This is a genomic window from Rhodopila sp. (assembly GCF_965277165.1).
In the GTDB taxonomy this organism is placed as follows: Bacteria; Pseudomonadota; Alphaproteobacteria; order Acetobacterales; family Acetobacteraceae; genus Rhodopila.
In genome coordinates this window covers 999,386-1,023,666 of sequence record NZ_CBDICE010000006.1, presented here as the reverse complement: position 1 = coordinate 1,023,666, position 24,281 = coordinate 999,386, and the positions used below count along the sequence as shown (strand labels likewise).

The window sequence follows — 24,281 nt, the reverse complement described above, 5'->3', positions numbered from 1 at the left end:
GCATGCCCGTGGCCGAGGCTGCGTGCTTAACGCTGCCCAGGGCGCGATCTCATGAATCTCTTTGACGCATTCGCTGCGGGCCACCTGCCTGGCCCTGATCATTTCAGCATTCCGATTCGCGAATATCAGCGTTTGGTCGGGTTCTATATCGATCATCAGGCGGATGCCGCGATCAGGACAATTCAGTAGCCACCCCTTTCCCGGAAAGGAGCGTGATCCCCATCTCCGCCGCGTCACCGATGCGGCTGGCCTACCCCGCGAGTAGCATCATGCCCGACGAGAAAGACGCGCCCAACCTCGGCGGCCGGCCCAGCAAGTACGATCCGGCCATGTGCTCGCGTATCGTCGAACTCATGCGGGAAGGCGCCAGCAAGCACGAGGTCGCCGCCGAGCTAGGCATCGCCTACTCGACCATTTTCAACTGGCAGAACGACGGCGATAAGGCGGACTTCCAAGAGGCCATGCGCCAAGGCGAAATGCTTTCTCAAGCCTGGTGGGAGCGCGCCGGCCGCATGGCCGTAATGGGCGAACTCAAAGGATTCAACGCAACTGCGTGGGTCTTTTCAATGAAGAATAGGTTCGGCTGGCGCGACAAGAAGGACATCGAACTTTCAGGCCCGGACGGCGGGGCAATCCAGACCGCCAACGCTGCCGTCACCGGCGATGAGCTAAGGGCCATGATCCGGCAGGCAGAGCAAGATGTGTAATGGATTTAAACGACCCTCAGTATCGGGAAATCGTTAGATCCAAGTGCGAAGACGACCACCTCTACTTCACCCGCTTCTTCTTCAAGCAGCGCAACGGTTTCAAATTCATCGTCAACTGGCACCACTATATAGTTGCCAGCACCGTGCAGCAAATAATCGACGGCGAGATCAAGAATGTCGTCATAAACGTCCCGCCCGGCAGCTCTAAAACTGAGCTGGTAATAATCAACCTGATTGCGCGCGGCCTGGCGATCAATCCCCGCTCTCGCTTTCTCCATATTTCGTGCTCTGACACACTAGCCCTGCTCAATTCCGAGACGGCGCGGGACATGGTTCAGTCCGAAGAGTTTCAAACGCTTTGGCCCCTGCCTATCGCCACCGACGCGAAATCGAAAGCGCGGTGGAATGTCGTGGATGCGGAAGGCCGCAAGCTTGGCGGCGTTTATGCTGTATCTCTCGGCGGCCAAATCACAGGTTTTCGCGCCGGGCACATGTCGTCTGGTTTCAACGGCGCAATCCTTATCGACGATCCGTTAAAGGCCGACGAGGCTTTCAGCAAGCCCGCCAAGGCCGAAGCAAACCGACGCCTGATCTCCACCGTCAAATCGCGGAAGGCCCTGCCGGACACGCCCGTCATCGTCATCATGCAGCGGCTGGCCGAGGATGATCCGACCGCGTTCATAAAAGCAGGGAACCTGCCTGGCAAATGGCACTGTGTCGAAATCCCGGCTCTGCTGGACGAAACGAAAATCGTCAGCTTTGGCCCCGAGATGCTCTCTCATTGCGATGCTTCCGTCCGCGATGAGCAAGGGCGCTTTTCATACTGGCAGCAAAAGGAGGCGCTGAACGAACTCCTTGATATGGAACGTGGCGCAGCCTCGGACAAAGAAGGCAATCGAATCAGTCGCTTTGTTTTTTCCGGCCAGTACCAGCAATCCCCGGTCGCTCTTGGTGGCAATCTTATTCGCGGCCAATGGTTTCCCCGCGTTCCAGCACCGAAAATAGTCTATCGGACAATTTACGCCGATACCGCCCAGAAAACCGGCGAGCGGAACGACTACAGCGTTTTCCAGTGCTGGGGAAAAGGTGAAGACGACAAAATATATCTCCTGGACATGATTCGGGGCAAATGGGAAGCGCCCGATCTCAAACGGGCTGCAATCGACTTTTGGATAAAGCATAAATCGATGACGGATTCCGCCCTCCGGCAAATGAAAGTCGAAGACAAGGCAAGCGGTACCGGCTTGATACAGGACCTGCGGCGCGGCGGTCACGGCCAGCCTGGAATACCAATTGTCGGTATCGAGCGTCATAAAGACAAATTAACCCGCGTCATGGATGTTGTCGCATACATCGAATGCGGTTCTGTCTGCCTTCCGCTTTCAGCGCCTTGGATCAACGATTTCATTTCCGAGTGCGAAGCCTTTACTTCGGATGACAGCCACGCGCACGACGACCAGGTCGACCCTATGTGCGATGCCATATCGGATTTTTTAGGCGTAACCGCCGGCCCGAACGCCGGCTTCTTCCAATTCCTGAACGATCAGAAAGCCCAGCCATGATTTTTATGAAGGCGACCCCCGGCGCTCGACTCACCGGCGTCAACGGCCAGTCCTATACCGCCGACAAAGACGGCCTGATCGCTAACGTCGAGCAGCGCGACATCCCTGCCCTGCGCGAGCAAGGCGCGGGCTTTGCCAGCGTGTCGCCGTTCAAGCATCTCAAGCTGCTGGTCAGTCACGCACTGTATTTCGAAGGCAAAACGCATAAGGCCGATGGCAACAACATTCTGCGCAATGTTCCACGCGATCATGCTGAACCGCTGATCGAGAGCGGCGCGGCCCGCGAGGCGACCGAAGCCGAGTTGGCGCCTGCGGTCGAAGTCGCGCCGATCCCCGAGCCGATTCCTGTGATCGAGCCCGATCCCGAACCATCAGATGTCGAACCCGCCACCGCGCAAGTCGCGGAACAGCCCGCCGAACCGGCCCGGTCCATCCTGACGCCCAAAAAGAAATAGCCCTTCCCCAACCTATAGAGGATTTCATCGATGATCACGAATATGAAAGGCATCGTAGGCCAGACCTACGTCCCCCGCAGCGGCAACAAATACACCACTGATAGCAACGGCAACCTCGGCGTCGCGGGCGTGGTCGGCGTCAACAGCGTCGATGTGACCGACCTGCTGAATGACGGTTGCGCGTTTGGCAATTCAACCCAGCTGCAGGGCGCGACGGGCCTCTATGCCACATCGCTGCGCCTGAGCGAGTTTAAAAACACCGACGGTTCCGTTCTGGCCGCAGCCGCCTCCGCCGGTAAATTCGGCTTCGGCATCACCCTCGGCACCAGCTTCAACCTGGTCTCGGAAGCGGCCAACAGCAACACCAAGACCGACGATGCGGTGTTCGAATACGTCCTGCCGTCAAACTATATCGCGGGTAAAAACCTGACTGTCACCGTCAACGCCGCCACCTCCGGCGCCGGTACCCTGTCCGTCAAAACCGCGCAAATCAAAGCCTACCGCATCGGCGCTGATGGCACCTCCGGCGCAGACATCGGCCCGGGCGTTGCGTCCGCCGTCACCTCCGCAGGCGCTGACATCGCCTTCACTGTCACCGGCGCGACGCTGAACCCCGGCGACAAGGTGCTGCTGCAGCTGGAAACCGTGCTGACGGAAACAGCGGCATCCGCCACCTTCGCGAAGATCAACTCGATCCGCGTAAACTGATTAAACCGACATGGCGCGTGGCAAGAGCGATTCACCCGGTATTGCCACGCGCGTCGTCGAGGCCGCCCGCTACGTCATATCCGAAATCACGCCCAATGCCTGGCTGTCGCCCGGCCAACCGTTAAGACCGAATGCCCCCGCCGGCACCCAGCCGTTCCGTTGGGACATGCCGGTCGGCTTCAACATGCAGTTGTCGCCGAAGCCTAGGGGCCGCGTCAGCTACGCCGAATGCCGGAGTCTCGTCGAGAACTGCGATCTTCTGCGTATCGTCATCGAACGCCGCAAGGACCAGATCCAGTCGCTCCCCTGGCAGATCGGGCCGAGGATCGACAGCAAGGTTACCCCGAACGACCCGCGCATAAAGCTGGTCGAAAACTTCTTCCGCTATCCGGACAAAGACCTCGACTGGAACAGCTGGTTGCGCCGCCTGCTCGACGATCTGTTCGTCATCGACGCCGTGGCGATCTACAAATGCCGCGACATGAAAGGGAGACTTTACTCCCTCGACCTGCTCCCGGGCGACACCATCGCACTCCTCGGTGACAGCACGGGCCGCCGGCCGCCCCCGCCGGACCCGGCCTACCATCAGGTGCACAAGGGCTCTATCGTCAACAACTTCACGACCGACGAGCTTCTCTACGCCGCCCGAAATGTCAGCACGCGCGACATTTACGGCTACAGTCCTGTCCGGTGGATATACACGACCGTCAATACCGCCATCGAGCGCGCACAAACGCAGCTGAGCCACTACACCGACGGCAACCTGAACAAGGGCATTTTCTGGATCGACCCAAGCGTCAGCGCCGATCAGATGTCCACGCTGCAGTCCTGGTGGAGTTCCCTGATGAAGGGGAACAACAAGGCACGGCAGGAAGCCGCGTTCCTGCCCGGCAAGCCCGGATCCTTCCAGGCGATCGTCGACGCGACGCTTAAAGACGACTTCGACGAATGGCTCGCCCGCATCATCTGCTTCGCCTTCTCGGTATCGCCGACGCCGTTCGTCAAGCAGGTAAACCGCGCCACCGCGGAATCCGCACAGCAGGCGGCTTTGGAAGAAGGCCTTGGCCCGCTCCAGAGCTTCATCAAGGGCCTGATCGACCGCATCATCTTTCAGGACTTCGGCTTCGACGACATCGAATTCCAGTGGAAAAACGATGCCGAACAAGACCCGCAGGTCGCGGCGAACATTCGCAAGATCGACGTCTCGACCGGGATTATCAGCATCAACGAAGCGCGCGCCGATATCGGCCGCGATCCGATCCCCGGCGCCGCGGATCAGTTGGCGATCATCACCGCAGTCGGCTTCATGCCCCTGCCCTCGCCGGAATCCATCCAGGCCCAGGACGACGCCAAGGTCGCGGGCTCGCAGGCGGCGACGGATACCGCGAAGAACCCGCCCGAACCCGTGAATAATCCGCCGCCCGCAAACGACGATAAGCCCGTCCCCGACAAAGAGGAGGGCAAGCCGGCCAAGGCCCTCGGAAAAAAGCGATCCTACACCAACCCGCTGGATCGTGCGGTTGCGAAGACTGCGCGGGCCGCTATCCATAAGCGGGTCAGCACCAACCTTCATCACGCGGCCCAGCATACGGCCGCCCAGCTGCGTGGCATGGCGATCATGCGCAAGGCCGACGAGACGGACGACGAGCGCAAGGCCCGCGCCGACAAGATCGCCGACCAGCTGAATTTTGACTTCGGCGACCTCAACGCGCTCTCAGGGCCCATGTCCGACGTGGCTGTCGACGCCGCCGGCGTTGCCCTCGACAACACGGGCGCGACGATGGGCACCGGTTTGTTTGGTCAGGTCAGCCAGAAATCAGTGTCATGGGCGCAGGATCACGCTGCGGATCTCGTGACGCAGATCACGGACAGCACCCGCGACAAGCTGCGGGCGGTCATTGCCGATGGCCTGCAGGACACGGACATCCACGGCATCGCCGATCGGATTGCGGCCTCGGCACCGTTCTCGGATGAACGGGCATTGTTGATCGCCAACACCGAAACGGCCATCGCCAGCGGACAAGGCGCGCTCACCGGCCTCCATCAGGCCCGTGACCTCGGCATCAAGATCAAGAAGCAATGGCTCGACGATCCGACCGCGTGCCCCATCTGCGTCGGCAATGCTGAAGACGGCCCGATTGACCTCGACGACGTGTTCTCCAGCGGCGATTCGACGGTTCCCGCGCACCCCCGCTGCAGCTGCGCGATTACGTCAATCATCGAAGACTGACCCCATTCCTACCCCAACTCGAAGCCCCGTCCTGGGGCTTTTTTCTTTTCAGAGGACCTCAATGGAAAACCTTAACGCATTCATGCGCCTGACCAAGGCCGACGCCGCGCAACAAATGGTCTGGGGCGTTCTCGCCGCCGAAGTCGCCGATCATTCCAGGGAGATCATGGATTATGAAACAGCCGTCCCGGCGTTCAAATCCTGGTCTGTCGACCGTGAACAGGCCACTGGCGGCAAAAGCCTCGGCAATATCCGTGCGCAGCACGGCAATGTCATTGCGGGTGTCTTGAAGGAAATCACCTACGACGCCGATACGAAATCTATTCTGGGCAAAGCTCACATCATAGACATTAACGAATGGAACAAAGTTGCCGGGGGTGCCTACACCGGCTTCTCCATCGGCGGCGCCTACGCGAAATGCTGGGCTGATGCAGCGGACCTCAAACTAACACGCTACACGCCGATCCTGAAAGAAATCTCCATCGTCGATGTGCCGTGCATCCCAGTGGCAAAGTTCGAATACGTCAAGGCCGACGGCACCATGGAGATGCGCAAGTTCAAAGCCGTCGTTGACGCTGAAGAAGTCGGCGTTGCCGTTCAGCAAGGCTGGCAGGCCAAAGACGGGACATTCTTCAAAGCGAAACAGGACGCTATCGACCACAATCTGTCCGTTGAGCTGACCAAGGCCAGCGATGCGGTCACGGGCGCGCTCGATGCCTTGGCAAAAGCGAAGGAGGCTTTGGCGTCCCCCACCGAGGCGCCGCTTAAGAAGGCCACCGAAGCCGAACCGGCCAAGGATGGCGAAGGCAAAATCGTCACGGAAGCAGACGTCAAGAAGGCCGACGATGCCGATGCGCTGAAGAAGGCCGCGCTGGCCGAATGCGTTAAAGCGGCATCGGATACTCTAGGCAAGCGCCTGATCGACATCGGCACCGTTGTCGATGCCATCACCAGCCTGAGCTGGCTTCAGGACGGCCTCGAGTGGGACACGATTTTTGTCGGCAAGGAAACCACGCTGCCTGCCGACTTAAAACCGATCCTCGGTTCTCTTTGCGACTTCCTGTCTCAGGTCGTGGCGGACGCCACCGCCACCCTCACCGCCGAGAAAGCCGCCGGCCTCTCTCTGAACCAGGTCGAAGCCCTGCGCAAAGCCACTGGCAACGCTGAGTTGCTGAAAGACTTCAAGCCAGCGGATCCCGCACCCGACAACACCGCACTCGAAAAGGCCGCCGCCGACGCCGCGGCGCTGACCACCGAACTTGAAGCCACGAAAACAGCGAAAGGCGATCTTGAAAAGACCGTCACTGAACTGACCGATGGCATTAAGGAGATGACCAAAGGCATCACCGATCTGAAATCGGTCAATGTCGATATGGCGAAACGCCTTGAGCATCTCGAAGCCCAGCCAGCCATGGCCAAGGGCGTCAAGTATCAAACCCTTCTGAATGGCCACGAGGGACCGGACACCACCGAAGTCCCCGTCGAGGTCGATATGCGCAAATACAACGGCATGTCCCCGGACGAGGCCCGCGAACAGATGCGCAAAGACAGCAAGCGCAAGTAACCCCCCTTTCCGACCATTTCAGCCCCATAACGGAGAATTATCCAGATGCGTAAGATCAACCCCACCGCCATCGAAAAGATGCGCAAAAGCCTCGACGCCCCGCTGAACAAGGGCAACGCCGAAGGTGACCTGAACAAATCGGGCATCACCCAGTCGCTCGGCCTGAACGCCTACGACCTGCGCGCCCCGGCTCTCGAACACATCCCGTTCCTGACGCCTGTCCGCGACATGCTGCCCCGCACGGCCCGCAACGCCCCCGGCATCGCGCTGAACTGGAAAGTCCTGACCGGCATCGTCGGCTCCGGCGTCCAGAACATCGCCCTGGTCCCCGAAGGACAGCGGAGCGCCACCAAAAATATCCTCACCCGCGACGCCAACGCGAAATACGTGACCCAGGGCGAGGAAGGCTTCACCACCGACGAAGCCAAGCTCGGCTCCCAAGGCTTCATGGATGTCGAAGCCCGCGACCGCGTGCTGACGATGGAATCGCTGTGGCTGAAAGAGGAGTCCACCCTGCTCGGCGGCAACCGTAACCTCCGCCTGGGCACGCCCTCCGCTCTGACCACGAGCGCCGCCGCCGACGCCAATTCGACGGTCCCCGCCGGCACCTACTATGTCTGCGCCGTCGCCCTGACGTTCGAAGGCATGGGCAACTCGACCGCCGTGGGCGGCCTGATCCAAAGCGTCACCATCAACGGCAACGACCGCAAGACCTATACTGTCAACGGCGGCAGTTCCAACCGCTCGCCGATCTCCGGCGCTCAGGCGGTCAGCACCGGCCAGGCGCTCATCGGCTACGTCCCGAACGTCCAGGGCGCGATGGGCTATGCATGGTATGTCGGCACCACCGGCGCGCCGAACGCTATGTTCCTGCAGGCCATCACCACGGTGAACTACCTGAAACTGGAATCGTTTGTGACCGGCACCCGCCAAACCGCCGATTACGTCACCGCCGACTGCAGCTACAACGACGGCACCCAGACGGGCGCCAACGCCGTTTCTTCCTTCGACGGCTTGTCCACCACGGCCCTGATCCCCGGCAACAACGCCTATTTCTACTCCATGCCCTGCACCGCGGCGGGCGGCCCGACCAGTCTCACGCCAGACGGCGCCGGCGGCATCGTCGAGATCAAAAACATGTTCAAGACGATGTGGAACAACTATCGCTGCGGCGTCGACATGCTGATGATGAGCGCCAACACGGCGGACTCGATCTACACCAAGATCCTGAACAACAGCTCGGCACCCCTGCTGCGCATCAACAAGGATGACAACAGCGGCGCCATCGAGCTGTCCGCCGGCGGCACGATCCAGGCTTACTTCAGCCCCATCGGCAACCCGTACGGCGGCATGAAAGCGTCGATCATGGTTCACCCGAACCTGCCGGACGGCACGATCCTGGGCTGGGCGACGACCCTGCCCTCCTGGTACCGCAACAACGAAACCCCTGTCGTTGCCGAGGTGCTGACCCGCCGCGAATACTACTCCGAAGACTTTGCCCGCACCACGCGCGGCACGGAATACGGCGTGTATGTCGATGAATGCCTGGCAGTTTACGCGCCCTTCGCCATGGGCGTCATCACCAACATCGCGGTCTGATAACCACCACGGCGCGCGCGGGTTTTGCTCCTTTCCCCGCGCGCGCCGCCAGTTTCCGGGAGTGCAGCGATGGCGGCCTATTATCACGGGATCAAGGACTTTCGTCTTGTCCATTGCCTTGAGTGCGGCGCACCGATGCACGCCATTTACGACCCCGACATCCGGGACACCTGCAGCGACTGCGGCGGCGAATCCAAGTCCATCGACGCCAGCGAAGCCCGAGAGCAGATCCGGCGCGAGTATCTCGCCAGAATGAGAGAGCGCCGTGCCTGACCTGACCACTTTGAAGGCCTTCAAAGCCTGGCTCGGCCTCGCCAATCAGGAACAGGACGACGCCCTCTTCTCCGGCCTGATCAGCCAGGTCAGCGGCATGATCCTCTCCTACCTGTCCCGTCCCGACATCCTGAAGCGCCAATGGACGGATCAGTTCATAAGTTCCGGCCAGTCGGTCCGGATGTTGAAGAATTACCCCGTGATCTCAGTCTCCAATGTCACGGCGTGCGCTCAGTCCCTCACTGGCTACTGGCTCGACCCCGACGACGGCGTGCCTCCAGGCCGCCCGCAGACGGTCAACCTGACCTGCGGTGGTTTCCGCCAGATGTGCTCGATCACCTACCAGGCCGGCTACGCCGTTATCGGCGAGCCACAGACCGCCGCCGCAATCGTCACCGCTGACGCTCCATACGGCTCATGGGCGCGTGACGAGGGCGTGACCTATGGCAGCGGCCAGGGGATGATGAAGGTCGCCGCAGCGCCTTCCCTGGGGCAATACGCGCTCAATGCGAAGGTGCCGGGGCAGTATGTGTTCAATCCCGGCGAAGCGGGGTCACCGATACTGCTCAGTTACAGCTATGTACCATACGTCCTGGAGCAAGCCTGCATCGAGACTGTTGCCGAGCGATACAAATACAAGAGCCGCATCGGGCAATCGTCGCAGAGCGCCAATGGCATGACGACATCGGCCTACAGCCTGAAAGACATGCAGGATTACGTGAAGCTCTCCCTGCAGCCCTTCAAACGCATGGCGCCGATATGATCACCGTCGAGGTCGATGACCGGACAATCATGACCCGGCTTCAGTTCATGCCGGATCGCCTGCGGGACAGCCTGCGCAAGGAGATCACGAAGCTGGCTTTAACACTGGTCAGCCGGATCCAGCAGGACAAGCTTAGCGGGCAGGTTTTGAACGTCCGTACCGGAAATCTGCGCCGCAGCATCACGGACGAAGTCACAGCGACGGCAACCTCCGTCACCGGGCGGGTATTTTCCGACAAGAGCGTCAAGTACGCGGCGATCCATGAATTCGGCGGCACCATTCAGCGCGTTGGACGGATCAAGGGTCCGTACGAAATCAAAATGCCGCAGCGAGCCTACATGCTGCCCACGTTCCGGGACATGCAGCCTGAAATCGAAGAGGGCATGAAGGAAGCCGTCAAGGAAGGATTGCTGCCATGATCACCCGCGAACCGATCATGCGCGCGCTCAAACAACGCCTTACAGATAACCTGCCCGAATTTAACACGATCTCCCGCCGCTTTCGGTTGCCGGAGAACGTCACGTCGCCCGAAATGCCGGCCCTGTTCATCGTCGAGCCGTCCGAAACGCATGTTCAATCCATCGAGGGTCTCCCGGACAACGCGACAATCGACATCTCGCTTTATCTATACACCAACGCCGGACTCGATCCGAACGAAGAGCCCATCACCACCCTCAATCTCTTGATCGACAAGGTTGCCGCCGCGCTGACGTCGGACGCCCCGCCCCCGTTCGACCAAGTCTGCACGCTTGGCGGCATGGTCCAGCATTGCTGGATCGAGGGGACGCTCGCCAAGGATCCAGGCGACCTTGAAGGTGTCGGCCTGGCGCGCATTCCACTGAAAATTCAAGTCCCTTAACATTTCACGGAGATATCCATGACCCAGACAACCTCGTACGCCTTCGGGGCGGGGGACGTGTTCCTGACATCCGCCGGCAACGCTCCAGCCCTTGTCGGCACGCTGCAGGACGTCGAGATTGATATCTCGGCCAGCACGCAAATGCTTTACGGCCAGAACCAGTTTGCCGAACTGGTCGCGCGCGGCGAAGGCAAGATCACCGGGAAAGCCAAGACCGGCAAGATCGACCTTGGCTTGATCTCGACGCTCTATAGCGGGCAGTCCCCTGACCTGACAGGCTACGAAAAGCTGGTTAAGCTTGAAGCTCATACGATTCCGGCCTCCAGTTCATACATTGTCACCGCGTCGCATATTACCGGTGGCATTACCGACCAGGGCGTCTATTACGCCGCTGGCGGCCAACTCACACCCGTCACGGCAGGCAGCGAAGCAACCGGCAAATACAGCGTCAACCTGACGACCGGCGTCTATACGTTCGCCGCCGGAGATGAAGGCGTTGCGATCTTCCTGAATTATACATATGTCGCCACAACTGGCAGCCAGATGTTGGTCACCAACCAGGCCATGGGCGTCAATCCTGTCTTCCAGTTATTCATGCAGCAAGGCGCGACTGCCGTCGCCGGGCGCCAGAACGTGACCATGCGCCTGTATGCCTGAGTCTTTAGCAAAATGACGTTCCCGTTCAAAAATAACGGCTTCATGATTTCGGAATTCGACTTCGATGCGTTCGCCGATGGCAGCACCCCGCCGAATGTCTACAAGATGGGAGTTGGCACCTAATGGACCCGACAATCACGCTGGCCGGCAAAGAATATCCAATCCCTTTACTGGCACCGAAACAGCAACGCATCATCGGCCCGGCCTTGGGCCGGCTGCGCGGCATGAAGGTCGACGCGATGACCACCGAACAGTTCGACGATCTTCTGGAGTGCGTATTCCTGGCCGTCCAGCGCGGCACGCCTGACTTCAGCAAGGTGGCGTTCATGGACAGCCCCATTGGAACCCGTGAACTGTTCGAGGCAATCCCTGTCATCGTCCAGCAGACAGGCTACATGAAAAAGACGGAGGCGCAGGACAGCCAGGGGGAAGCGCAGTAGGCGGTGAACTCCCTGACTGGGATAGGATCATCGCCCGCGCCTGCAATAATCTTCCGGGCACGACATGGGATTATTGGGAAGACAGCCTGACCTGGACCCGTCTGATGGCCCTGCACGAGGAATGGTCTGAAAACCCGCCCACGCATCTGATATTGGCAGCGGTTCACATGGCGAGAAAATCCAAGGTCAAGGGCGATCCGGCTGACCTGCTGAACGTGCAAGAAGGCGGAACGGTTCATGGCTGAAGACGTAAGTGTGAAATTCGGTGCTTCCATCGAAGGCGTGGTTGCGGGCGTCAACGCCGTAAAGGAGCAGCTCGAAGGACTAGCTGAATTTAGCAAAGGCGTTCAGGACACCTTCACCGAACTTGGCGAGGCGATGATTGCCGCTTTCGCCATCGAGAAAATTGACGATTTCCTCGAACACATTACAGACTTGGGCCTGCAGGTCGAGCGGACCGCGCAACAGATTGGCTTGTCGGTTGAACAAGTCAGCCTTCTCCAGTACGCCGCATCGCTGTCTGACGTTTCGCTCGAAGAACTACGGCACGGCCTTGAGAGATTTTCGGTCGGAATTCAGGACGCAGCTAAGGGCACCGGTACACAGGCCGCTGCGTTTGAGACATTAGGCATTTCGGTCCGTAATGCCAGCGGTCAGATAAAACCGCTGGATGCCATTTTAACGGAGGTAATGGACGCCTTCGGGAAGACAGCAGACGGCGGCAACAAGACGGCCGTTGCGATGATGCTGTTCGGGCGGCAGGGCGCCGACTTAATACCAGTCCTCGACCGTGGCAGCTCCGGTCTTGAGGACCTAAAGGCCGCGCTTACGGACACCGGCGCCGCCATGACGACCGAAATGGACGATGCGCTTGCGCAGACAAAACAGGGCATAACGAATATGCATGCGTCCTTTCAGGGCGTCAGCAACACCCTCTTCGAACAATTTAAGCCGGCGATCGACGCGGTCGTCAGCGAACTTACCTTCCTTGCCCAAGGCTTCGTAGCTTCCGCTCGCGACGGCGGTACGGTTTCCTATGTTCTCACGGCGATCGAAGTAGCAATCGACACCCTGATTACGGCGATCACCGGCCTTATCTCCATCTTCGATGTGATGTGGGATGTCGCAAAAAACACATTCCTCAATATCGGGGAGATGGCGTTGAAGACTGCGGTCATGATAAAGGATGCCGCAACCTTCAATATGAAGGGTGCTTCCGAAGCCTACGACCAGATGGGCAAGGACATGGCCGTCCGAGACAAGGAGATGGTCGATAACGCCACCAATGTCTGGACTGACTACGCCACCAAGATGAAGGCTTTGTGGCAGCACGCACTTCCACCGAAACCATCTGAAGATAAGCAGCCCAAGCCTGGTATGGGCGCGCCCGGCGACCACATGGGCAAGGAAGGCGACAAAGATCAGATGCAGGCCTGGCAGGCCGAGCTCGACAACATGCTGATAGCGCAGCAAATCTTTGGCGACAAAGCCAAACAGGTCGAGGAGGATTTCTGGAAGGCCAAACTGGCGACGGCGGACAAGGGGTCGAAAGAATACAACGCCCTCGTCGAAAAGGTTTATTCGTTCGAAAATCAGGAATATCAAAAGGACGTTCAAGCCACCATTGCGGCCTACGACCAGAAAATTAAAGCTGCCCAAGGCAACTTTGCGCAGGTCGAGGCCCTTGAAAACAAGAAGCTGGCCTATCTGCTGCAAATATACGGCAAGGACGCCAAAAACTACCAGGACGAGCTGCGAAAAAAGCAGCAAATGGACAACCAGCATGTCCAGCAAGAACAACAGAAGTTCCAGCAGTTTTTCAATTCGATGTTCAGCGGATTCAACTCCGCTATCACAGGGATGATCAAAGGCACCGAAACGTTCGGACAGGCCGTTGCTTCGGTCATGGACGGAATGCTCACCGCCGTGTTGGGTGTGCTGGAAAAGTGGGCTGAGCAACAACTAGCCACCCTTATCTTTGGTGAAACCAGCACGCAGGCCGCCGCACGAGCCAACATTGCGGCAAATGCTGCGCAGGCAGGCGCGGGCGCTTATGCTGCCACGGCCGCTATCCCGTACGTCGGTCCAATCCTGGCCCCGGCGGCAGCTGCCACAGCCTACGCCAGTGCACTGGCCTACGAAGGCCTCGCCTCCTACGACGTCGGCGCTTGGAAGATCAATTCGGATCATGTCGCCATGGTGCACGCGGGCGAGACGATCATGCCAGCCAGCGCTGCGGAGGCGTGGCGACAGGGCCAGAGCGGTGCAGCCGGAGGCGGCGACATCCACGTCCACATTCAAACCCACGACGCGAAGTCCTTTCAGGAAATGTTGCGCTCCAACCCCGACGCCATCGCCAGCGCGGTCAGGACCGCTCATCGCAACGGCAACAGTGACCTACGGGCTGCAATGCGATGACCGCCATATTCCCGACCCTCCCCGGCCTCGGCTGGGACGTCCAGCACGACTTCGACTGGACGGGAAACAACGTCATTGAGTCGGTGTCCGGCCAGCGGTCGGCCATCGGCAACCGGCTTTACCCGCGCCACCGCTGGACGCTGGCCTACAACTTCCTGCGGGCCGACTCCAACGCCGAGTATCAGGCCCTCGTCGGCATCTATAACGCCTGCAACGGCATGTTCGGGACATTCCTGTACCAGGACGCCACGGACAATGCAGTGACCGGCCAGGCCATTGGGACCGGCGACGGGACGAAGACGGCGTTTCAGCTCGTGCGTTCATGGGCAAATTTCGTAGAACCAGTCCTCGCCCCGCACACGGTCAGCAAGGTCTATCTGGACGGCGTTAACCAAACGTCGGGTTGGTCTGTCTCGGCCTACGGCACCGCGACGCCGGGCGTTCTGACATTTACGTCCGCCCCGGCAGCCGGAAAGGTCATCACGGCTGATTTCAGCTTCTATTTCCCGTGCCGGTTCGACAACCCGACGTTATCGACGAAAAATTCGTACGCCGGAATTTATACGTCGGATACGGTTCAGTTTTCGAGCGAGTTTTGAATGAAAGCCGTATCCTCGGATCTGCTGGCATTATGGGCGAGCCGGAATTTTTTCGGAGCCACACTTTACACAATCACATTATCCTCCGGCACGGTGCTGCGTTACACCTCGTATGGAATGGACATCGTCCATGACGGATTCACCTTCTCCGCTGGACTTGGCGGCGGCGCGGCGTTCGAAACCAGTCCGGCAAAATCGACCTGGAAAAACGGTCTCGATGTCAGCACGCTGTCGTTCGACGTGATGCCGAAGCAGGCCACGATCAACGGCGTTCCATTCATTGTCGCTGCCGTCAACGGTGTTTTCGACAACGCGACCGTCATGCGCGAACGGGCTTACATGCCGACCGGATCGGCCGCGGCGGTCGGGTCGATCATTCTCGACGGCGGCCAGGTGTCCGAGATCGATCTGGGCCGGGAAAAGGTGACGTTCAACGTCGCCGACTTCCGGCAGCTTTTGGATATTCAGATGCCGCGCAGGCTGTATCAAGCTAGTTGCAGCAATGCCTTATTTGACGCATCCTGCGCCCTGAATCGCGCAACATTTACGGCCGTCGGAACCGCGACCAGTGGATCAACCGCCAGCGTTGTGAGCGCCAGCTTGGCGGCCTCATCTGGTTATTATGATCTCGGTGTCATCACCTTCACAAGCGGTGCAAACGCCGGACTATCACGGACCGTCAAGACTTACACGACGGGCACGATTCAGGTCATCGTACCGTTCCCGAGTGCGCCGGCGACGGGGGACGGGTTTAGTATTTACGTCGGCTGCGACAAATCATTATCGACGTGTGGCAGCAAGTTTTCAAATCAGGCCAACTTTCATGGCCAACCCTTTATTCCGATTGCAGAAACGGCTTCTTGACATAATGGATATCGAGCAGGAAACCCGCGCCGCAATCGTCGCCGAAGCCCGCACTTGGGTGGGCACGAAGTATCATGTGTTAGGTCAACTCAAACGCGTCGGCGTCGACTGCATGACGCTGGTCGTTCTTGTCGCCAAAGCTTGCGGCCTACTCGGCGATTTCGAGATTAAATACTACAGCCCGCAGTTCAACCTGCATCGCTCGACGGAAACCTATCTCGACGGGGTGCTGAAATACTGCCGCGAAGTCGAAACACCGCAGCCAGGCGATATCGTCCTATGGAAATTTGGTCGTTGTTATAGTCATGGAGCGATCGTCGTCGACTGGCCGACCGTCATCCACGCGCACGTCAAGCAGGGCGTGGTGATGGAGAACGTCGAGCAGGCAGGGTGGCTGACCATGAACGGCAGCAAGCCACGGGAGCGCAAATTCTTCAGCTATTGGAAGTGTGAATGTCCTTTTTCGGTAAACCAAAGGTTCAGGCGCAGCAACAGCCCGCATATACCAGCATCAACCTTCAGACATCCACGGCCGGCCAGGCGATCGCCATCGTCTACGGCAGCGTCCGGCTCGCGCCCAACATTATCTGGTACGGCGATTTCGCTTCCCGGTCCTACAAGACGGGCGGGGCGGCGGGCAAGGGTGCAGGCGGCAACAGCGGCAGCACTCTGAACTACATCTACAGCATCTCTGCCCTGTTCGCGGCCTGCGAAGGGCCGATTCAAGGCTACGGCAAGCTATGGCGCGACAAGGAAGTCGACGCCGCGCTGCAGTATTTCAACCGCTTTACCGGCGGCTACGACCAGCTGGCGTGGGACTTCATGACGGTCCACCACCCGGACGTCGCTCTGAACTATCGCGGCCTGGCCTATGCCGGGACGGCCGGATACGAACTGCCGAACGGTTCTCCGTCCATGCCGTCCCACAATTTCGAAGTGCTGGGCTTCTATTCGGACACCATCAACGGTTACGACGCCGACGCATCGCAGGTCGTCACGCACTTCCTGTCCGATCCACACTGCGGCTGCGGCTTTCCCGCGGCGATGGTCGGCGATCTGACCACCTACCAGAATTACGTTATCTCGACGGGCCTGTTCGTGTCCTTCATGCTTGACCAGCAGCAGGCCGCGAACAGCACGCTCGCCGACCTGATGACCGCGACCAACAGCGAATTCGTCTGGTCGCAGATGCAGCTGACCGTCGTGCCCTATGGGGACGAGACGGTTACCGGCAACGGCAAGACCTACACGCCGCCGTCGGAACCGCTGTTCGATCTTGACGACGATGATTTTCTGCCAAAGGACGCCGGACCAGTTCAGTTAAAACGGACGCGTCCCTCCGACGCCTACAATTCGGTTCAGGTCGAATATCTGGACCGCACGAACGACTACAACACCCAGATCGCGCAAGCAGACGATCAGGCCTCGATAGATGCCAATGGTCTGCGTCAGATCACCGCGTCGGCAAGCCATATCTTCTGCAACGCGACCGCCGCCAACTTGTCCGCCCGCCTGCAGCTTCAACGGAACCTGGTCAGAAACCAGTACACGTTCAGCACCGACGAGCGGTACATCGCGCTCGATCCGATGGACATCATTTCAATCACGGATGCCAAGCTCGGCCTCAACAAGCAGTGGGTCCGCATCCTTGAGATGGATATCAACGGCGACGGCACGATTGATTTCACCGTCGAGCAATACCTTGCCGGGACCGGCCACGCCCCAGCCTACTCGTTCCAAACGAGTTCGGGCTACAGCCAGAATTACAATGCCGATCCCGGCGACTGCAATGTACCGGTTATCTTCGAGCCGCCCGTGCAACTTGGAACCACCTCCGGCCTCGAAGCATGGATGGCGATCTCCGGCGGCGACCTGTGGGGCGGCGCCGAGGTCCACATATCAAGCGACGACGAGAACTATAAGCTAGCCGGCCGAGTCCTCGACAAGGCCCGCCAGGGCGCGTTGACGGCCACCCTGCCTTCGTCGCCGGACCCGGACACGATGCACACGCTGTCGGTCGATTTGAGCGAGAGCGACGGCCAGTTGCTGTCCGGGACGCAAGACGACGCGGATCAGGGCCATACGCTCTGCTACGTCGGCGGCGAACTTGCTGCTTACCAGACCGCGACGCTGACCGGCGCGAACACTTACGACCTGACCTATCTGCGCCGGGGGATGTACGGGACGACGGCCAGCTCCCACGCCTCCGGCAGCCAGTTTGCCCGCCTGGACGACGCGATCTTCGTCTACGGCTATGACAAGAGCCAGATCGGCCAGACGATTTACGTCAAGCTGCTGTCGTTCAACCTGTTCCAGGCGGGCGAGCAATCGCTCGCCGATGTCGAGCCCTATTCGTACACGATCCAAGGGCCGCCGCACCCGGACGACGTGGCCAACTTCGTCGTCCAGCAGAACGGCAACACGGTGAACTTCACCTGGAGCCAGGTCGCCGATTACGCCCTCAAGGGCTATGACATCGGCTATGCCGCGATGGGCGAGACCGACTGGCATGAATTCACGCTGCTGACCGAGGCCAGCCGCGGCACGGAGATGACCAACGCCGCCGTTCCTCCGGGGACATGGACGTTCGGCATCAAGGCCCGCGACATCGCGGACCAGGTTTCGGCCCACATCGCGACGTTCGACCTTGTCGTAGTGAACAACAATGACACCACGACGGTTCAAGTCCAGGAAGCGGACTGGGCCGGGACAATGGTCGGCTTCGTCCGTCACTGGACGGGCGTTCTCGTTCCAGACAGCACAACGCTGGCGAACTCGACATCCGATTTCACGATCTTCAACAACTTTGTCACCGATCCAGTTTCGACGGCCTATTACATCACACCGTCTTTCGACATTGGGTACATCAATAGCCTGCGGATTCACTCGGCCTACCAGATCACGGCGGGACCGGGGCAATCGGGCGGCGCGACGGCCTCGACCCAGCTCGACGCCTGGACGACCGGCAGCGATCCGGGGACGTATGTTGACTGGACCGTCGGCGAAGTCCCGGTCCGCTACCTGAACATGAAGATCATCTACAATCCGAGCGCCGGGGCAGTCGGGTATTTGAATGACTTCACCTACACCGTGGATCGGTCGCCGCTGATCGAGCAGGTGCAAAACGCCACCATCGCGGCGGGCGGGACGACAGTGACCTTCCCGCAGCCATTCCATGACGTTCCGTATGTCGTGCCGACGGCGATTTCCTCTACCGCGCTTTTTGCGGCGGCATCGATGATAACAACCACCGATTGCGTCATCCACGTCTGGAACGCCAGCGGCACCGACGTCGGCGGAACTGTGACGATTCAGGCCAAGGGCATCTAGCTGCCCGGAAAGACTACCCATGACGATCGCGCCTTATAGCCTGCTCAATAATACCGCCGTCACCGGGTCCGTCTATAAAAATAACATCGATAATAACAGCGTCGCCGCGCAGCGCATCGTCGGCCGGTTCGCGCCGCATGCGCAGACTTCCCCCAACATGACGATCATGCTGGACGCCGGCAGCCTCTTCGACGGGACGACGCTGACCGAGAAGACCGCGCAGAGCACGGGAACGATCACCGCGCCTGCTTCCCACCCCCGGATCGACCGGGTGGTGATCGATAACGTGACAGGCGTCGCATCGGTCGTCACCGGCACCGAAGCCGTTTCGCCGACACCACCGGCGATTCCGTCCGGCAAAAGCCCGGTCGCTCAGATCCTGCTTCAGACCAGCACGACCTCGATCACCAACGCCATCATCACCGACGAGCGTAACTTTGCGGCCCTCAGCCCCGGCGGGTTCGGCGCGCAAGGGTCGATATCCTCGGCCTCTACCTGTGATCTCGGCAGCATCCTCAGCCGGAACGTCATGATCACCGGCACGACGACGATCACATCGTTCGGATCGTCTGCAGCTTTAACTTCGCCGATCTACCTGATCGAATTCACGGCGGCGCTGACCCTTACGCACAGCTCGAACCTGCTTTGCCCCGGCCTGGCGAACATCGTCACGGCGGCTGGCGATACCGCGATAGTCGAATATCTGGGCTCCGGGGCTTGGCGAATTCGCACATATCAGAGGGTTAGCGGCAAGCCGTTGGTGTCATCCACGCCGACCTATCAATACCTGACCAGCGGAACGACCTACACGCGCCCGGCGGGCGTGACTTCCATCCTTGTCGAGATGGTCGGCGGCGGTGGTGGTGGCGGGGGTTACGGCGGTTCGCGTTATGACGGCGGCAATGGCGGCGCGACTAATTTTGACACCATTTACGCGGTTGGCGGAGGCGGTGGTGGAGGTTTCAGCAGCACAGCCTATCCAGGCCCAGGCGGGACAGGCGGTTCCGGCTCGGCGGATAAACGGCGCGCTGGACAGGCCGGAAGTTTCATCGCGGCGGATAGCACCACGGGCGGCAACAGCGAGATGGGCTTTGGTGCGGCAGGAACGGTGACTGGCGGGGCCGCATCGTCAGCAGCGGCAAATTCCGGCGGCGGTGGAGGTGGCGGCGCGTCCGGCTCCGGGTCCATTAACAGCTCCGGCTCCGGCGCGGGCGGCGAATATGCACGCAAGCTCATCTCGTCTCCGGCATCCACATACACCTTCAACATCGGTTACGGCGGATCCGCTGGCGGCGGCACAAATCCCGGCGGAAGCGGCGGGTCCGGCTACATCGAAGTGACTGAATACTATTGACACCAGCAGAACCCGCTCAGAAACGGGTGGAGTAAAATCATGATAGAATACCTCATCGAATACAAGGAGATCACCGGCCTCATAACCCTGATCCTGTCGGCCTTCGGGTTCGTTCTGAGCCTCCTTCTGTGGGCATTCATCCGGCGCTCGCGGGCCGAGATTGCCCGAAGCATGTCCCGCGTCTATCTGGCCGACTCGATGATGTTCCTGATTACCGCCTGTTTTGGTATGTCGGGCGCTTTTAACGCCGGCCATACAACCTGGACCATTATATATTTTATACGTCCCTTCGTTATAGCGTGTCTGATCTGGGCCTTATGGAGGCAGTACCGGAACTTCCGCAAAATCGGAAAAAGGCTGTGATATGCCTCAACAAGCCCTTGAAATAGCCAAGGACTTCGGGCCGTGGTGCTTTTTAACCGTTCTAATTATGTTATTAGCTGCGGGACTAATTGTCCTCCTGATGCGTTGGCATAAAAGCGAACGGGATGAATGGAGGACGGATATGAAGACTATTCAGGATAGTCATCGCCAGGAACGCAAGGACTGGGCTGAAAAACAGGAAAAGCACGCCGAGAAAGTGACGGATAAAATTACCGAAGTGCTTATTCAAATCGGCAAGAAAACGCGTTAACAAACCGAGTAATCTCATGCGGACCAGCATTATAGCCGTGCTGGTCCTGACCAGCTGCGCATTCAAGCCATACTGCACCCCGCATATCATCTGCCCCCTAAATCACCAACGCGGCCATGGCGCCTGCAATCTTTCCCTCGATTGCGGCATCAAGGTCGAGAAAGCGTCTGACAATTGACCTTCCAGCTCTCGCATCACTCCCTCGTAAATCTTCAAGGCGTCCATCCCGATCTCCAAAAACTGGTCGTCCGCACGCTGCAAATCTCGCCCCTCGATTTCGCCATCATCGAGGGCTTGAGGACGGAAGAGGAAGAGGCTCAGTGCGTCGCGTCCGGGAAGTCTGAGACGATGAATTCCCGCCACCTGACCGGCAAGGCCGTGGATTTTATGGCCTTCGTTGATGGCAGGGGAACGTGGGATGACGCGCCTTACCACGTCATCGCCGAGGCATTCCGCCAGGCCGCTGTGGAACTTGGGATCGCGATTGAGTGGGGTGGCTGTTGGAATTGCCGCCTCGACCAACAGCCATCCGCAGACGCCGCTTATTCAGGCTACGTCGCCGGGCGCAAAGCCCTCGGCAAATCCTGTTTTACCGATCTCGACCACATTCAACTCGACCCCACCGTTTACCCCTGATTTAAGGACACCATTCATGAAAGTAGTCATGGGCAATACCGCGATGGCGGCAACCCTCATAACCAACTGCGTCGTCACCATCATGAACGACAGCGGCTTCACCGTCACCGACGCCATCCAGGACCAAATCAATACGGTCGCCATGACAGTCGTCGGCCTGGCCATCACGGCATTCATTCAGTGGGCGCACGACCATATGAGAACGCAAAAGGACAAGACCATCGTCAGCCTTGTGGCATCCAATCAGAAGTTAGCTGAAACGCCCGCTGTACAACGGGCGAAATAGACGGTACCATAGCGCATCGAATTAACCAATAACAGGGCATCATCATGACCGACACATCAACCGGCGGCGGCTTTCATAATATCATCAGCGGCATCGAACACATCCCGGCCCATATCGAGGCATGGATTGCCGGCGAAAGCGAGCTCAGCCCGCAGGTAAAAGCCGTCCTGGCCCTGATCCCGAAAACAATTGCCAAGCTGGCGGCTGAAGCGGCGGCCGTTGGCTTACCGGTCCTTGAAAAGGCCGGCGCGACCATCGCTGAAAATGTCGCTGGAGTTTTGACCGGCGCGGAAAGCAAGGGCGCGGCTGGCTCGGCGGTCATCGCGGACGTCAAGGCGACCGGCACGGCTCTTCTGGACGACACGCTGCACATCCTGACCACGGAAGCCCTAACGGACGTGACAGCTGTTGAAACCGCGCTGACGCCCCCCACCCCCGCAACTGAAACCCCGGCGGCTTAAATGGGCCCGATCATCGCGGCGGTCATCGGATTTTTCGGTTCGATCATCTCCGGCATCATGGGAAAAAACAAAAGCCGCGATGACGACGTTCAATTGGGGAAGGATGAGAATGAGTTGCAGCACGTCAAACAGGAAAACGCCGACCGCGCGTCCATGGAGGCCGTTCCTCCTGCTACCGCTGCTGACACTGCTGACAGCCTGCGCACTGGACGGTTTTAAGCCTGTTGTAGCCGTTCGATCATCCGCGCCGGTGCAAAGCGCAGCCGCACGCGTTCCCCGCGTGCTGCCGCCTCTTTATGCCTATTCCGACGACGTGCAGCTCAAAGCCCTCGACGAGCTGAACGTCCTTGCGACGGGCTGCGCGCGGCTTGCCGTTGATACATCGCACTGCTCTGCCCTGCAAACCATGATGCCGGACTATTTGACCGTCCGAAACAAGCTGCGCGATCTCGGCGCGAAACCCCAATAGCATTTTAGGAGATCCGAATGGCCACAACCATGTACGTCGCATGGCATAAATGGAACCGCGTCTTTATCGCCGGGGTCGATATGCAGACCGAAGGCCCTTTCATTGCCAGCGAGACGATCGACATCACCACCGGCGGCTCCACCAATCCCGCACCGGCTGGCGCTGAATATGCGGCGGTGTGGGCCGACGCGCCGTTCGAGTTCGCCATCGGATTAAGCCCGACTGCCGCCAAGGGTAATGCCAGCAAGGCCTATCCTGGCAACGATCCCGTGCAGGTGCCGGTGATCGGCGGCAATAAAATTGCCGGGATTATTATCTGATGCGGCTTGGTCTTGGTTTAGGGCTGGCCCTGCCCCAGTCTGGAACGCGCCCGTTCAAGCCGACCTCGATCCCCAACATTGCGCTCTGGCTTGACGCCGCCGATGCCTCGACCATCGCGCAGGTATCCGGTTCGGTCAACCAGTGGAACGACAAATCCGGCAATGGTTATAACGCCATGCAACCAACTGGCGCGAAGCAGATGGTCAGCGGCAGCAACACCATCAACGGCTTGAATGTTTTATACGCCAACGCCAAAAACATGATTCTGCCCGCAGGGCTATATTCGTATTTCGGCCCCAGCCAGCCATGGACGATGTTCATCGTCAAGCAGGACCTGATAGCGCAAGGCGCAAGTCAGTTTTTTTATCTCGGCTCCAACGGACTGAGCAATATCAACGAGGCGAGCGGCGTGCTTTCCAACAAGCGCGGCAACTCGGATCACGGTGGGCAACTGGCGATCACCCAGGACCTTTTGCCGCACATTGTTGGCGGGATCAGCCGGGCGAATAACTTCCTTTATGCCATACGTGACGGCGTCATCGGGTCTTTCTATGCGGAACCCACAGCAGGTACGCAGACGCAAATGTATATCGGATCTTATAATAGCGCCACTTCGGCAGCTGTAGTCGTGAACTACGCAGAGATCTTGTTGTATGCGCAAGAGTTTAATAATGGAAACGGCGGCCCTGACTTCGATGCGGTAAACAGCTATTTGAAAACCAAGTGGGGCATTTCATGAATGAGACGCTGATCCTCGAATTTCAAACACAAGATGCAGCCCAGGCATGTCTGAATGCGGTCAATTCCGCCTATGCCGCAAAGGCCCGCGCCGGTGGCTATACGGTCATGGATGACGGATCAATCATCGGAAAGATCGACGCCACCGGTCAAAATGTACTGGCCGCGCTGACGACCGCCTGGGACACCGTCAAAGACAGCCCTGACGGCACGTTTTATTTCACCCAGCCCGACGATGACGCAATGTCGCAGCTGGGGGGATTCGCGTTCGAGTCGAGGGCGATGCCGGATGCGTGGAATACAGACGCCTCTACTCCGCCGCCGATATAGGTGCAACATTGAGGCCCGTGGTGC

The 24,281-nt window shown here is 59.2% G+C and carries 30 protein-coding genes; all 30 read left to right on the top strand.

Annotated elements, in window-relative coordinates:
* Positions 1–212: 212 nt before the first annotated feature.
* The 30 genes from ACQY4Y_RS16565 (at position 213) to ACQY4Y_RS16420 (ending at position 24,257) form a co-directional block, all read left to right on the top strand.
* Entirely contained in the window at positions 213–707 is a 495-nt protein-coding gene (locus ACQY4Y_RS16565) for a helix-turn-helix domain-containing protein (RefSeq protein ID WP_428491702.1), read from the top strand.
* Positions 707–2,269, top strand: coding sequence for a phage terminase large subunit (terL, locus tag ACQY4Y_RS16560; RefSeq protein ID WP_428491701.1), 1,563 nt, complete (start codon positions 707–709; stop codon positions 2,267–2,269). Before ACQY4Y_RS16565 ends, terL begins: the two co-directional genes overlap by 1 nt.
* 5 nt (positions 2,270–2,274) lie before the next feature.
* On the top strand, positions 2,275–2,724 hold the full coding sequence (locus ACQY4Y_RS16555; RefSeq protein WP_428491700.1) for a hypothetical protein: 450 nt from the start codon (positions 2,275–2,277) through the stop codon (positions 2,722–2,724).
* Between the two features lie 30 nt (positions 2,725–2,754).
* Positions 2,755–3,432 (top strand): hypothetical protein, encoded by a 678-nt coding sequence (locus ACQY4Y_RS16550; protein WP_428491699.1) that lies wholly within the window; start codon positions 2,755–2,757, stop codon positions 3,430–3,432.
* 10 nt (positions 3,433–3,442) lie between these two features.
* Positions 3,443–5,662, top strand: coding sequence for a phage portal protein (locus ACQY4Y_RS16545; RefSeq protein WP_428491698.1), 2,220 nt, complete (start codon positions 3,443–3,445; stop codon positions 5,660–5,662).
* A 61-nt stretch (positions 5,663–5,723) separates the two neighbouring features.
* Entirely contained in the window at positions 5,724–7,226 is a 1,503-nt protein-coding gene (locus ACQY4Y_RS16540) for a hypothetical protein (protein WP_428491697.1), read from the top strand.
* Positions 7,227–7,271: 45 nt separating this feature from the next.
* Entirely contained in the window at positions 7,272–8,825 is a 1,554-nt protein-coding gene (locus ACQY4Y_RS16535; RefSeq protein WP_428491696.1) for a hypothetical protein, read from the top strand.
* 69 nt (positions 8,826–8,894) lie between these two features.
* Positions 8,895–9,098: a hypothetical protein gene (locus ACQY4Y_RS16530; protein WP_428491695.1), complete on the top strand. Its 204-nt coding sequence runs from the start codon at positions 8,895–8,897 to the stop codon at positions 9,096–9,098.
* The gene (locus tag ACQY4Y_RS16525; RefSeq protein WP_428491694.1) at positions 9,091–9,861 is read left to right on the top strand and encodes a hypothetical protein; all 771 of its coding nucleotides are present in this window, start codon (positions 9,091–9,093) and stop codon (positions 9,859–9,861) included. Before ACQY4Y_RS16530 ends, ACQY4Y_RS16525 begins: the two co-directional genes overlap by 8 nt.
* Positions 9,858–10,280 carry a phage virion morphogenesis protein gene (locus tag ACQY4Y_RS16520; protein ID WP_428491693.1) on the top strand — a complete coding sequence of 141 codons (423 nt, stop codon included), beginning with the start codon at positions 9,858–9,860 and terminating at the stop codon, positions 10,278–10,280. Before ACQY4Y_RS16525 ends, ACQY4Y_RS16520 begins: the two co-directional genes overlap by 4 nt.
* Positions 10,277–10,720: a hypothetical protein gene (locus ACQY4Y_RS16515; protein ID WP_428491692.1), complete on the top strand. Its 444-nt coding sequence runs from the start codon at positions 10,277–10,279 to the stop codon at positions 10,718–10,720. The genes ACQY4Y_RS16520 and ACQY4Y_RS16515 overlap by 4 nt, the downstream gene beginning before the upstream one ends.
* A gap of 18 nt (positions 10,721–10,738) precedes the next feature.
* Entirely contained in the window at positions 10,739–11,377 is a 639-nt protein-coding gene (locus ACQY4Y_RS16510; RefSeq protein WP_428491691.1) for a hypothetical protein, read from the top strand.
* Positions 11,378–11,499: 122 nt separating this feature from the next.
* Positions 11,500–11,817 (top strand): hypothetical protein, encoded by a 318-nt coding sequence (locus tag ACQY4Y_RS16505; RefSeq protein ID WP_428491690.1) that lies wholly within the window; start codon positions 11,500–11,502, stop codon positions 11,815–11,817.
* 104 nt (positions 11,818–11,921) lie between these two features.
* On the top strand, positions 11,922–12,062 hold the full coding sequence (locus ACQY4Y_RS16500; RefSeq protein ID WP_428491689.1) for a hypothetical protein: 141 nt from the start codon (positions 11,922–11,924) through the stop codon (positions 12,060–12,062).
* On the top strand, positions 12,055–14,235 hold the full coding sequence (locus ACQY4Y_RS16495; protein ID WP_428491688.1) for a phage tail tape measure protein: 2,181 nt from the start codon (positions 12,055–12,057) through the stop codon (positions 14,233–14,235). Before ACQY4Y_RS16500 ends, ACQY4Y_RS16495 begins: the two co-directional genes overlap by 8 nt.
* Positions 14,232–14,834, top strand: coding sequence for a DUF2460 domain-containing protein (locus tag ACQY4Y_RS16490; protein ID WP_428491687.1), 603 nt, complete (start codon positions 14,232–14,234; stop codon positions 14,832–14,834). Before ACQY4Y_RS16495 ends, ACQY4Y_RS16490 begins: the two co-directional genes overlap by 4 nt.
* A complete protein-coding gene (locus tag ACQY4Y_RS16485) occupies positions 14,835–15,698 on the top strand; it encodes a DUF2163 domain-containing protein (RefSeq protein WP_428491686.1) in 864 nt (287 codons plus the stop codon). It begins immediately after the preceding gene.
* Positions 15,658–16,371 carry a C40 family peptidase gene (locus ACQY4Y_RS16480; protein WP_428493729.1) on the top strand — a complete coding sequence of 238 codons (714 nt, stop codon included), beginning with the start codon at positions 15,658–15,660 and terminating at the stop codon, positions 16,369–16,371. The genes ACQY4Y_RS16485 and ACQY4Y_RS16480 overlap by 41 nt, the downstream gene beginning before the upstream one ends.
* A gap of 149 nt (positions 16,372–16,520) precedes the next feature.
* On the top strand, positions 16,521–19,028 hold the full coding sequence (locus ACQY4Y_RS16475) for a phage tail protein (RefSeq protein ID WP_428493654.1): 2,508 nt from the start codon (positions 16,521–16,523) through the stop codon (positions 19,026–19,028).
* 19 nt (positions 19,029–19,047) lie between these two features.
* Positions 19,048–20,382: a hypothetical protein gene (locus tag ACQY4Y_RS16470; protein ID WP_428491685.1), complete on the top strand. Its 1,335-nt coding sequence runs from the start codon at positions 19,048–19,050 to the stop codon at positions 20,380–20,382.
* A gap of 39 nt (positions 20,383–20,421) precedes the next feature.
* The gene (locus ACQY4Y_RS16465; RefSeq protein ID WP_428491684.1) at positions 20,422–20,745 is read left to right on the top strand and encodes a hypothetical protein; all 324 of its coding nucleotides are present in this window, start codon (positions 20,422–20,424) and stop codon (positions 20,743–20,745) included.
* 1 nt (position 20,746) lies between these two features.
* Positions 20,747–21,016, top strand: coding sequence for a hypothetical protein (locus ACQY4Y_RS16460; RefSeq protein ID WP_428491683.1), 270 nt, complete (start codon positions 20,747–20,749; stop codon positions 21,014–21,016).
* Between the two features lie 174 nt (positions 21,017–21,190).
* Positions 21,191–21,652, top strand: a complete 462-nt coding sequence (locus ACQY4Y_RS16455) for a M15 family metallopeptidase (protein WP_428491682.1) — start codon at positions 21,191–21,193, stop codon at positions 21,650–21,652.
* A 16-nt stretch (positions 21,653–21,668) separates the two neighbouring features.
* Entirely contained in the window at positions 21,669–21,938 is a 270-nt protein-coding gene (locus ACQY4Y_RS16450; RefSeq protein WP_428491681.1) for a hypothetical protein, read from the top strand.
* A 44-nt stretch (positions 21,939–21,982) separates the two neighbouring features.
* Positions 21,983–22,399: a hypothetical protein gene (locus ACQY4Y_RS16445; RefSeq protein ID WP_428491680.1), complete on the top strand. Its 417-nt coding sequence runs from the start codon at positions 21,983–21,985 to the stop codon at positions 22,397–22,399.
* The gene (locus ACQY4Y_RS16440) at positions 22,400–22,618 is read left to right on the top strand and encodes a hypothetical protein (RefSeq protein WP_428491679.1); all 219 of its coding nucleotides are present in this window, start codon (positions 22,400–22,402) and stop codon (positions 22,616–22,618) included. It begins immediately after the preceding gene.
* Between the two features lie 61 nt (positions 22,619–22,679).
* A complete protein-coding gene (locus ACQY4Y_RS16435; protein ID WP_428491678.1) occupies positions 22,680–22,868 on the top strand; it encodes a hypothetical protein in 189 nt (62 codons plus the stop codon).
* Positions 22,869–22,885: 17 nt separating this feature from the next.
* On the top strand, positions 22,886–23,188 hold the full coding sequence (locus tag ACQY4Y_RS16430) for a hypothetical protein (RefSeq protein ID WP_428491677.1): 303 nt from the start codon (positions 22,886–22,888) through the stop codon (positions 23,186–23,188).
* Positions 23,188–23,928, top strand: a complete 741-nt coding sequence (locus ACQY4Y_RS16425) for a hypothetical protein (protein ID WP_428491676.1) — start codon at positions 23,188–23,190, stop codon at positions 23,926–23,928. The genes ACQY4Y_RS16430 and ACQY4Y_RS16425 overlap by 1 nt, the downstream gene beginning before the upstream one ends.
* A complete protein-coding gene (locus ACQY4Y_RS16420; protein WP_428491675.1) occupies positions 23,925–24,257 on the top strand; it encodes a hypothetical protein in 333 nt (110 codons plus the stop codon). The genes ACQY4Y_RS16425 and ACQY4Y_RS16420 overlap by 4 nt, the downstream gene beginning before the upstream one ends.
* Positions 24,258–24,281 lie beyond the last annotated feature (24 nt).

What these genes read in the sequence shown, in the direction of transcription:
- ACQY4Y_RS16420 (WP_428491675.1), top strand. Translation starts at nt 23,925, where the DNA reads ATGAATGAGACGCTGATCCTCGAATTTCAAACACAAGATGCAGCCCAG.
- ACQY4Y_RS16485 (WP_428491686.1), top strand. Translation starts at nt 14,835, where the DNA reads ATGAAAGCCGTATCCTCGGATCTGCTGGCATTATGGGCGAGCCGGAAT.
- terL (WP_428491701.1), top strand. Translation starts at nt 707, where the DNA reads ATGGATTTAAACGACCCTCAGTATCGGGAAATCGTTAGATCCAAGTGC.
- ACQY4Y_RS16530 (WP_428491695.1), top strand. Translation starts at nt 8,895, where the DNA reads ATGGCGGCCTATTATCACGGGATCAAGGACTTTCGTCTTGTCCATTGC.
- ACQY4Y_RS16460 (WP_428491683.1), top strand. Translation starts at nt 20,747, where the DNA reads ATGCCTCAACAAGCCCTTGAAATAGCCAAGGACTTCGGGCCGTGGTGC.
- ACQY4Y_RS16465 (WP_428491684.1), top strand. Translation starts at nt 20,422, where the DNA reads ATGATAGAATACCTCATCGAATACAAGGAGATCACCGGCCTCATAACC.
- ACQY4Y_RS16490 (WP_428491687.1), top strand. Translation starts at nt 14,232, where the DNA reads ATGACCGCCATATTCCCGACCCTCCCCGGCCTCGGCTGGGACGTCCAG.
- ACQY4Y_RS16430 (WP_428491677.1), top strand. Translation starts at nt 22,886, where the DNA reads ATGGCCACAACCATGTACGTCGCATGGCATAAATGGAACCGCGTCTTT.
- ACQY4Y_RS16500 (WP_428491689.1), top strand. Translation starts at nt 11,922, where the DNA reads ATGGCCCTGCACGAGGAATGGTCTGAAAACCCGCCCACGCATCTGATA.
- ACQY4Y_RS16505 (WP_428491690.1), top strand. Translation starts at nt 11,500, where the DNA reads ATGGACCCGACAATCACGCTGGCCGGCAAAGAATATCCAATCCCTTTA.
- ACQY4Y_RS16555 (WP_428491700.1), top strand. Translation starts at nt 2,275, where the DNA reads ATGAAGGCGACCCCCGGCGCTCGACTCACCGGCGTCAACGGCCAGTCC.
- ACQY4Y_RS16545 (WP_428491698.1), top strand. Translation starts at nt 3,443, where the DNA reads ATGGCGCGTGGCAAGAGCGATTCACCCGGTATTGCCACGCGCGTCGTC.
- ACQY4Y_RS16425 (WP_428491676.1), top strand. Translation starts at nt 23,188, where the DNA reads ATGCGGCTTGGTCTTGGTTTAGGGCTGGCCCTGCCCCAGTCTGGAACG.
- ACQY4Y_RS16475 (WP_428493654.1), top strand. Translation starts at nt 16,521, where the DNA reads ATGACGGTCCACCACCCGGACGTCGCTCTGAACTATCGCGGCCTGGCC.
- ACQY4Y_RS16515 (WP_428491692.1), top strand. Translation starts at nt 10,277, where the DNA reads ATGATCACCCGCGAACCGATCATGCGCGCGCTCAAACAACGCCTTACA.
- ACQY4Y_RS16550 (WP_428491699.1), top strand. Translation starts at nt 2,755, where the DNA reads ATGATCACGAATATGAAAGGCATCGTAGGCCAGACCTACGTCCCCCGC.
- ACQY4Y_RS16520 (WP_428491693.1), top strand. Translation starts at nt 9,858, where the DNA reads ATGATCACCGTCGAGGTCGATGACCGGACAATCATGACCCGGCTTCAG.
- ACQY4Y_RS16470 (WP_428491685.1), top strand. Translation starts at nt 19,048, where the DNA reads ATGACGATCGCGCCTTATAGCCTGCTCAATAATACCGCCGTCACCGGG.
- ACQY4Y_RS16445 (WP_428491680.1), top strand. Translation starts at nt 21,983, where the DNA reads ATGACCGACACATCAACCGGCGGCGGCTTTCATAATATCATCAGCGGC.
- ACQY4Y_RS16440 (WP_428491679.1), top strand. Translation starts at nt 22,400, where the DNA reads ATGGGCCCGATCATCGCGGCGGTCATCGGATTTTTCGGTTCGATCATC.
- ACQY4Y_RS16450 (WP_428491681.1), top strand. Translation starts at nt 21,669, where the DNA reads ATGAAAGTAGTCATGGGCAATACCGCGATGGCGGCAACCCTCATAACC.
- ACQY4Y_RS16480 (WP_428493729.1), top strand. Translation starts at nt 15,658, where the DNA reads ATGGCCAACCCTTTATTCCGATTGCAGAAACGGCTTCTTGACATAATG.
- ACQY4Y_RS16540 (WP_428491697.1), top strand. Translation starts at nt 5,724, where the DNA reads ATGGAAAACCTTAACGCATTCATGCGCCTGACCAAGGCCGACGCCGCG.
- ACQY4Y_RS16510 (WP_428491691.1), top strand. Translation starts at nt 10,739, where the DNA reads ATGACCCAGACAACCTCGTACGCCTTCGGGGCGGGGGACGTGTTCCTG.
- ACQY4Y_RS16535 (WP_428491696.1), top strand. Translation starts at nt 7,272, where the DNA reads ATGCGTAAGATCAACCCCACCGCCATCGAAAAGATGCGCAAAAGCCTC.
- ACQY4Y_RS16495 (WP_428491688.1), top strand. Translation starts at nt 12,055, where the DNA reads ATGGCTGAAGACGTAAGTGTGAAATTCGGTGCTTCCATCGAAGGCGTG.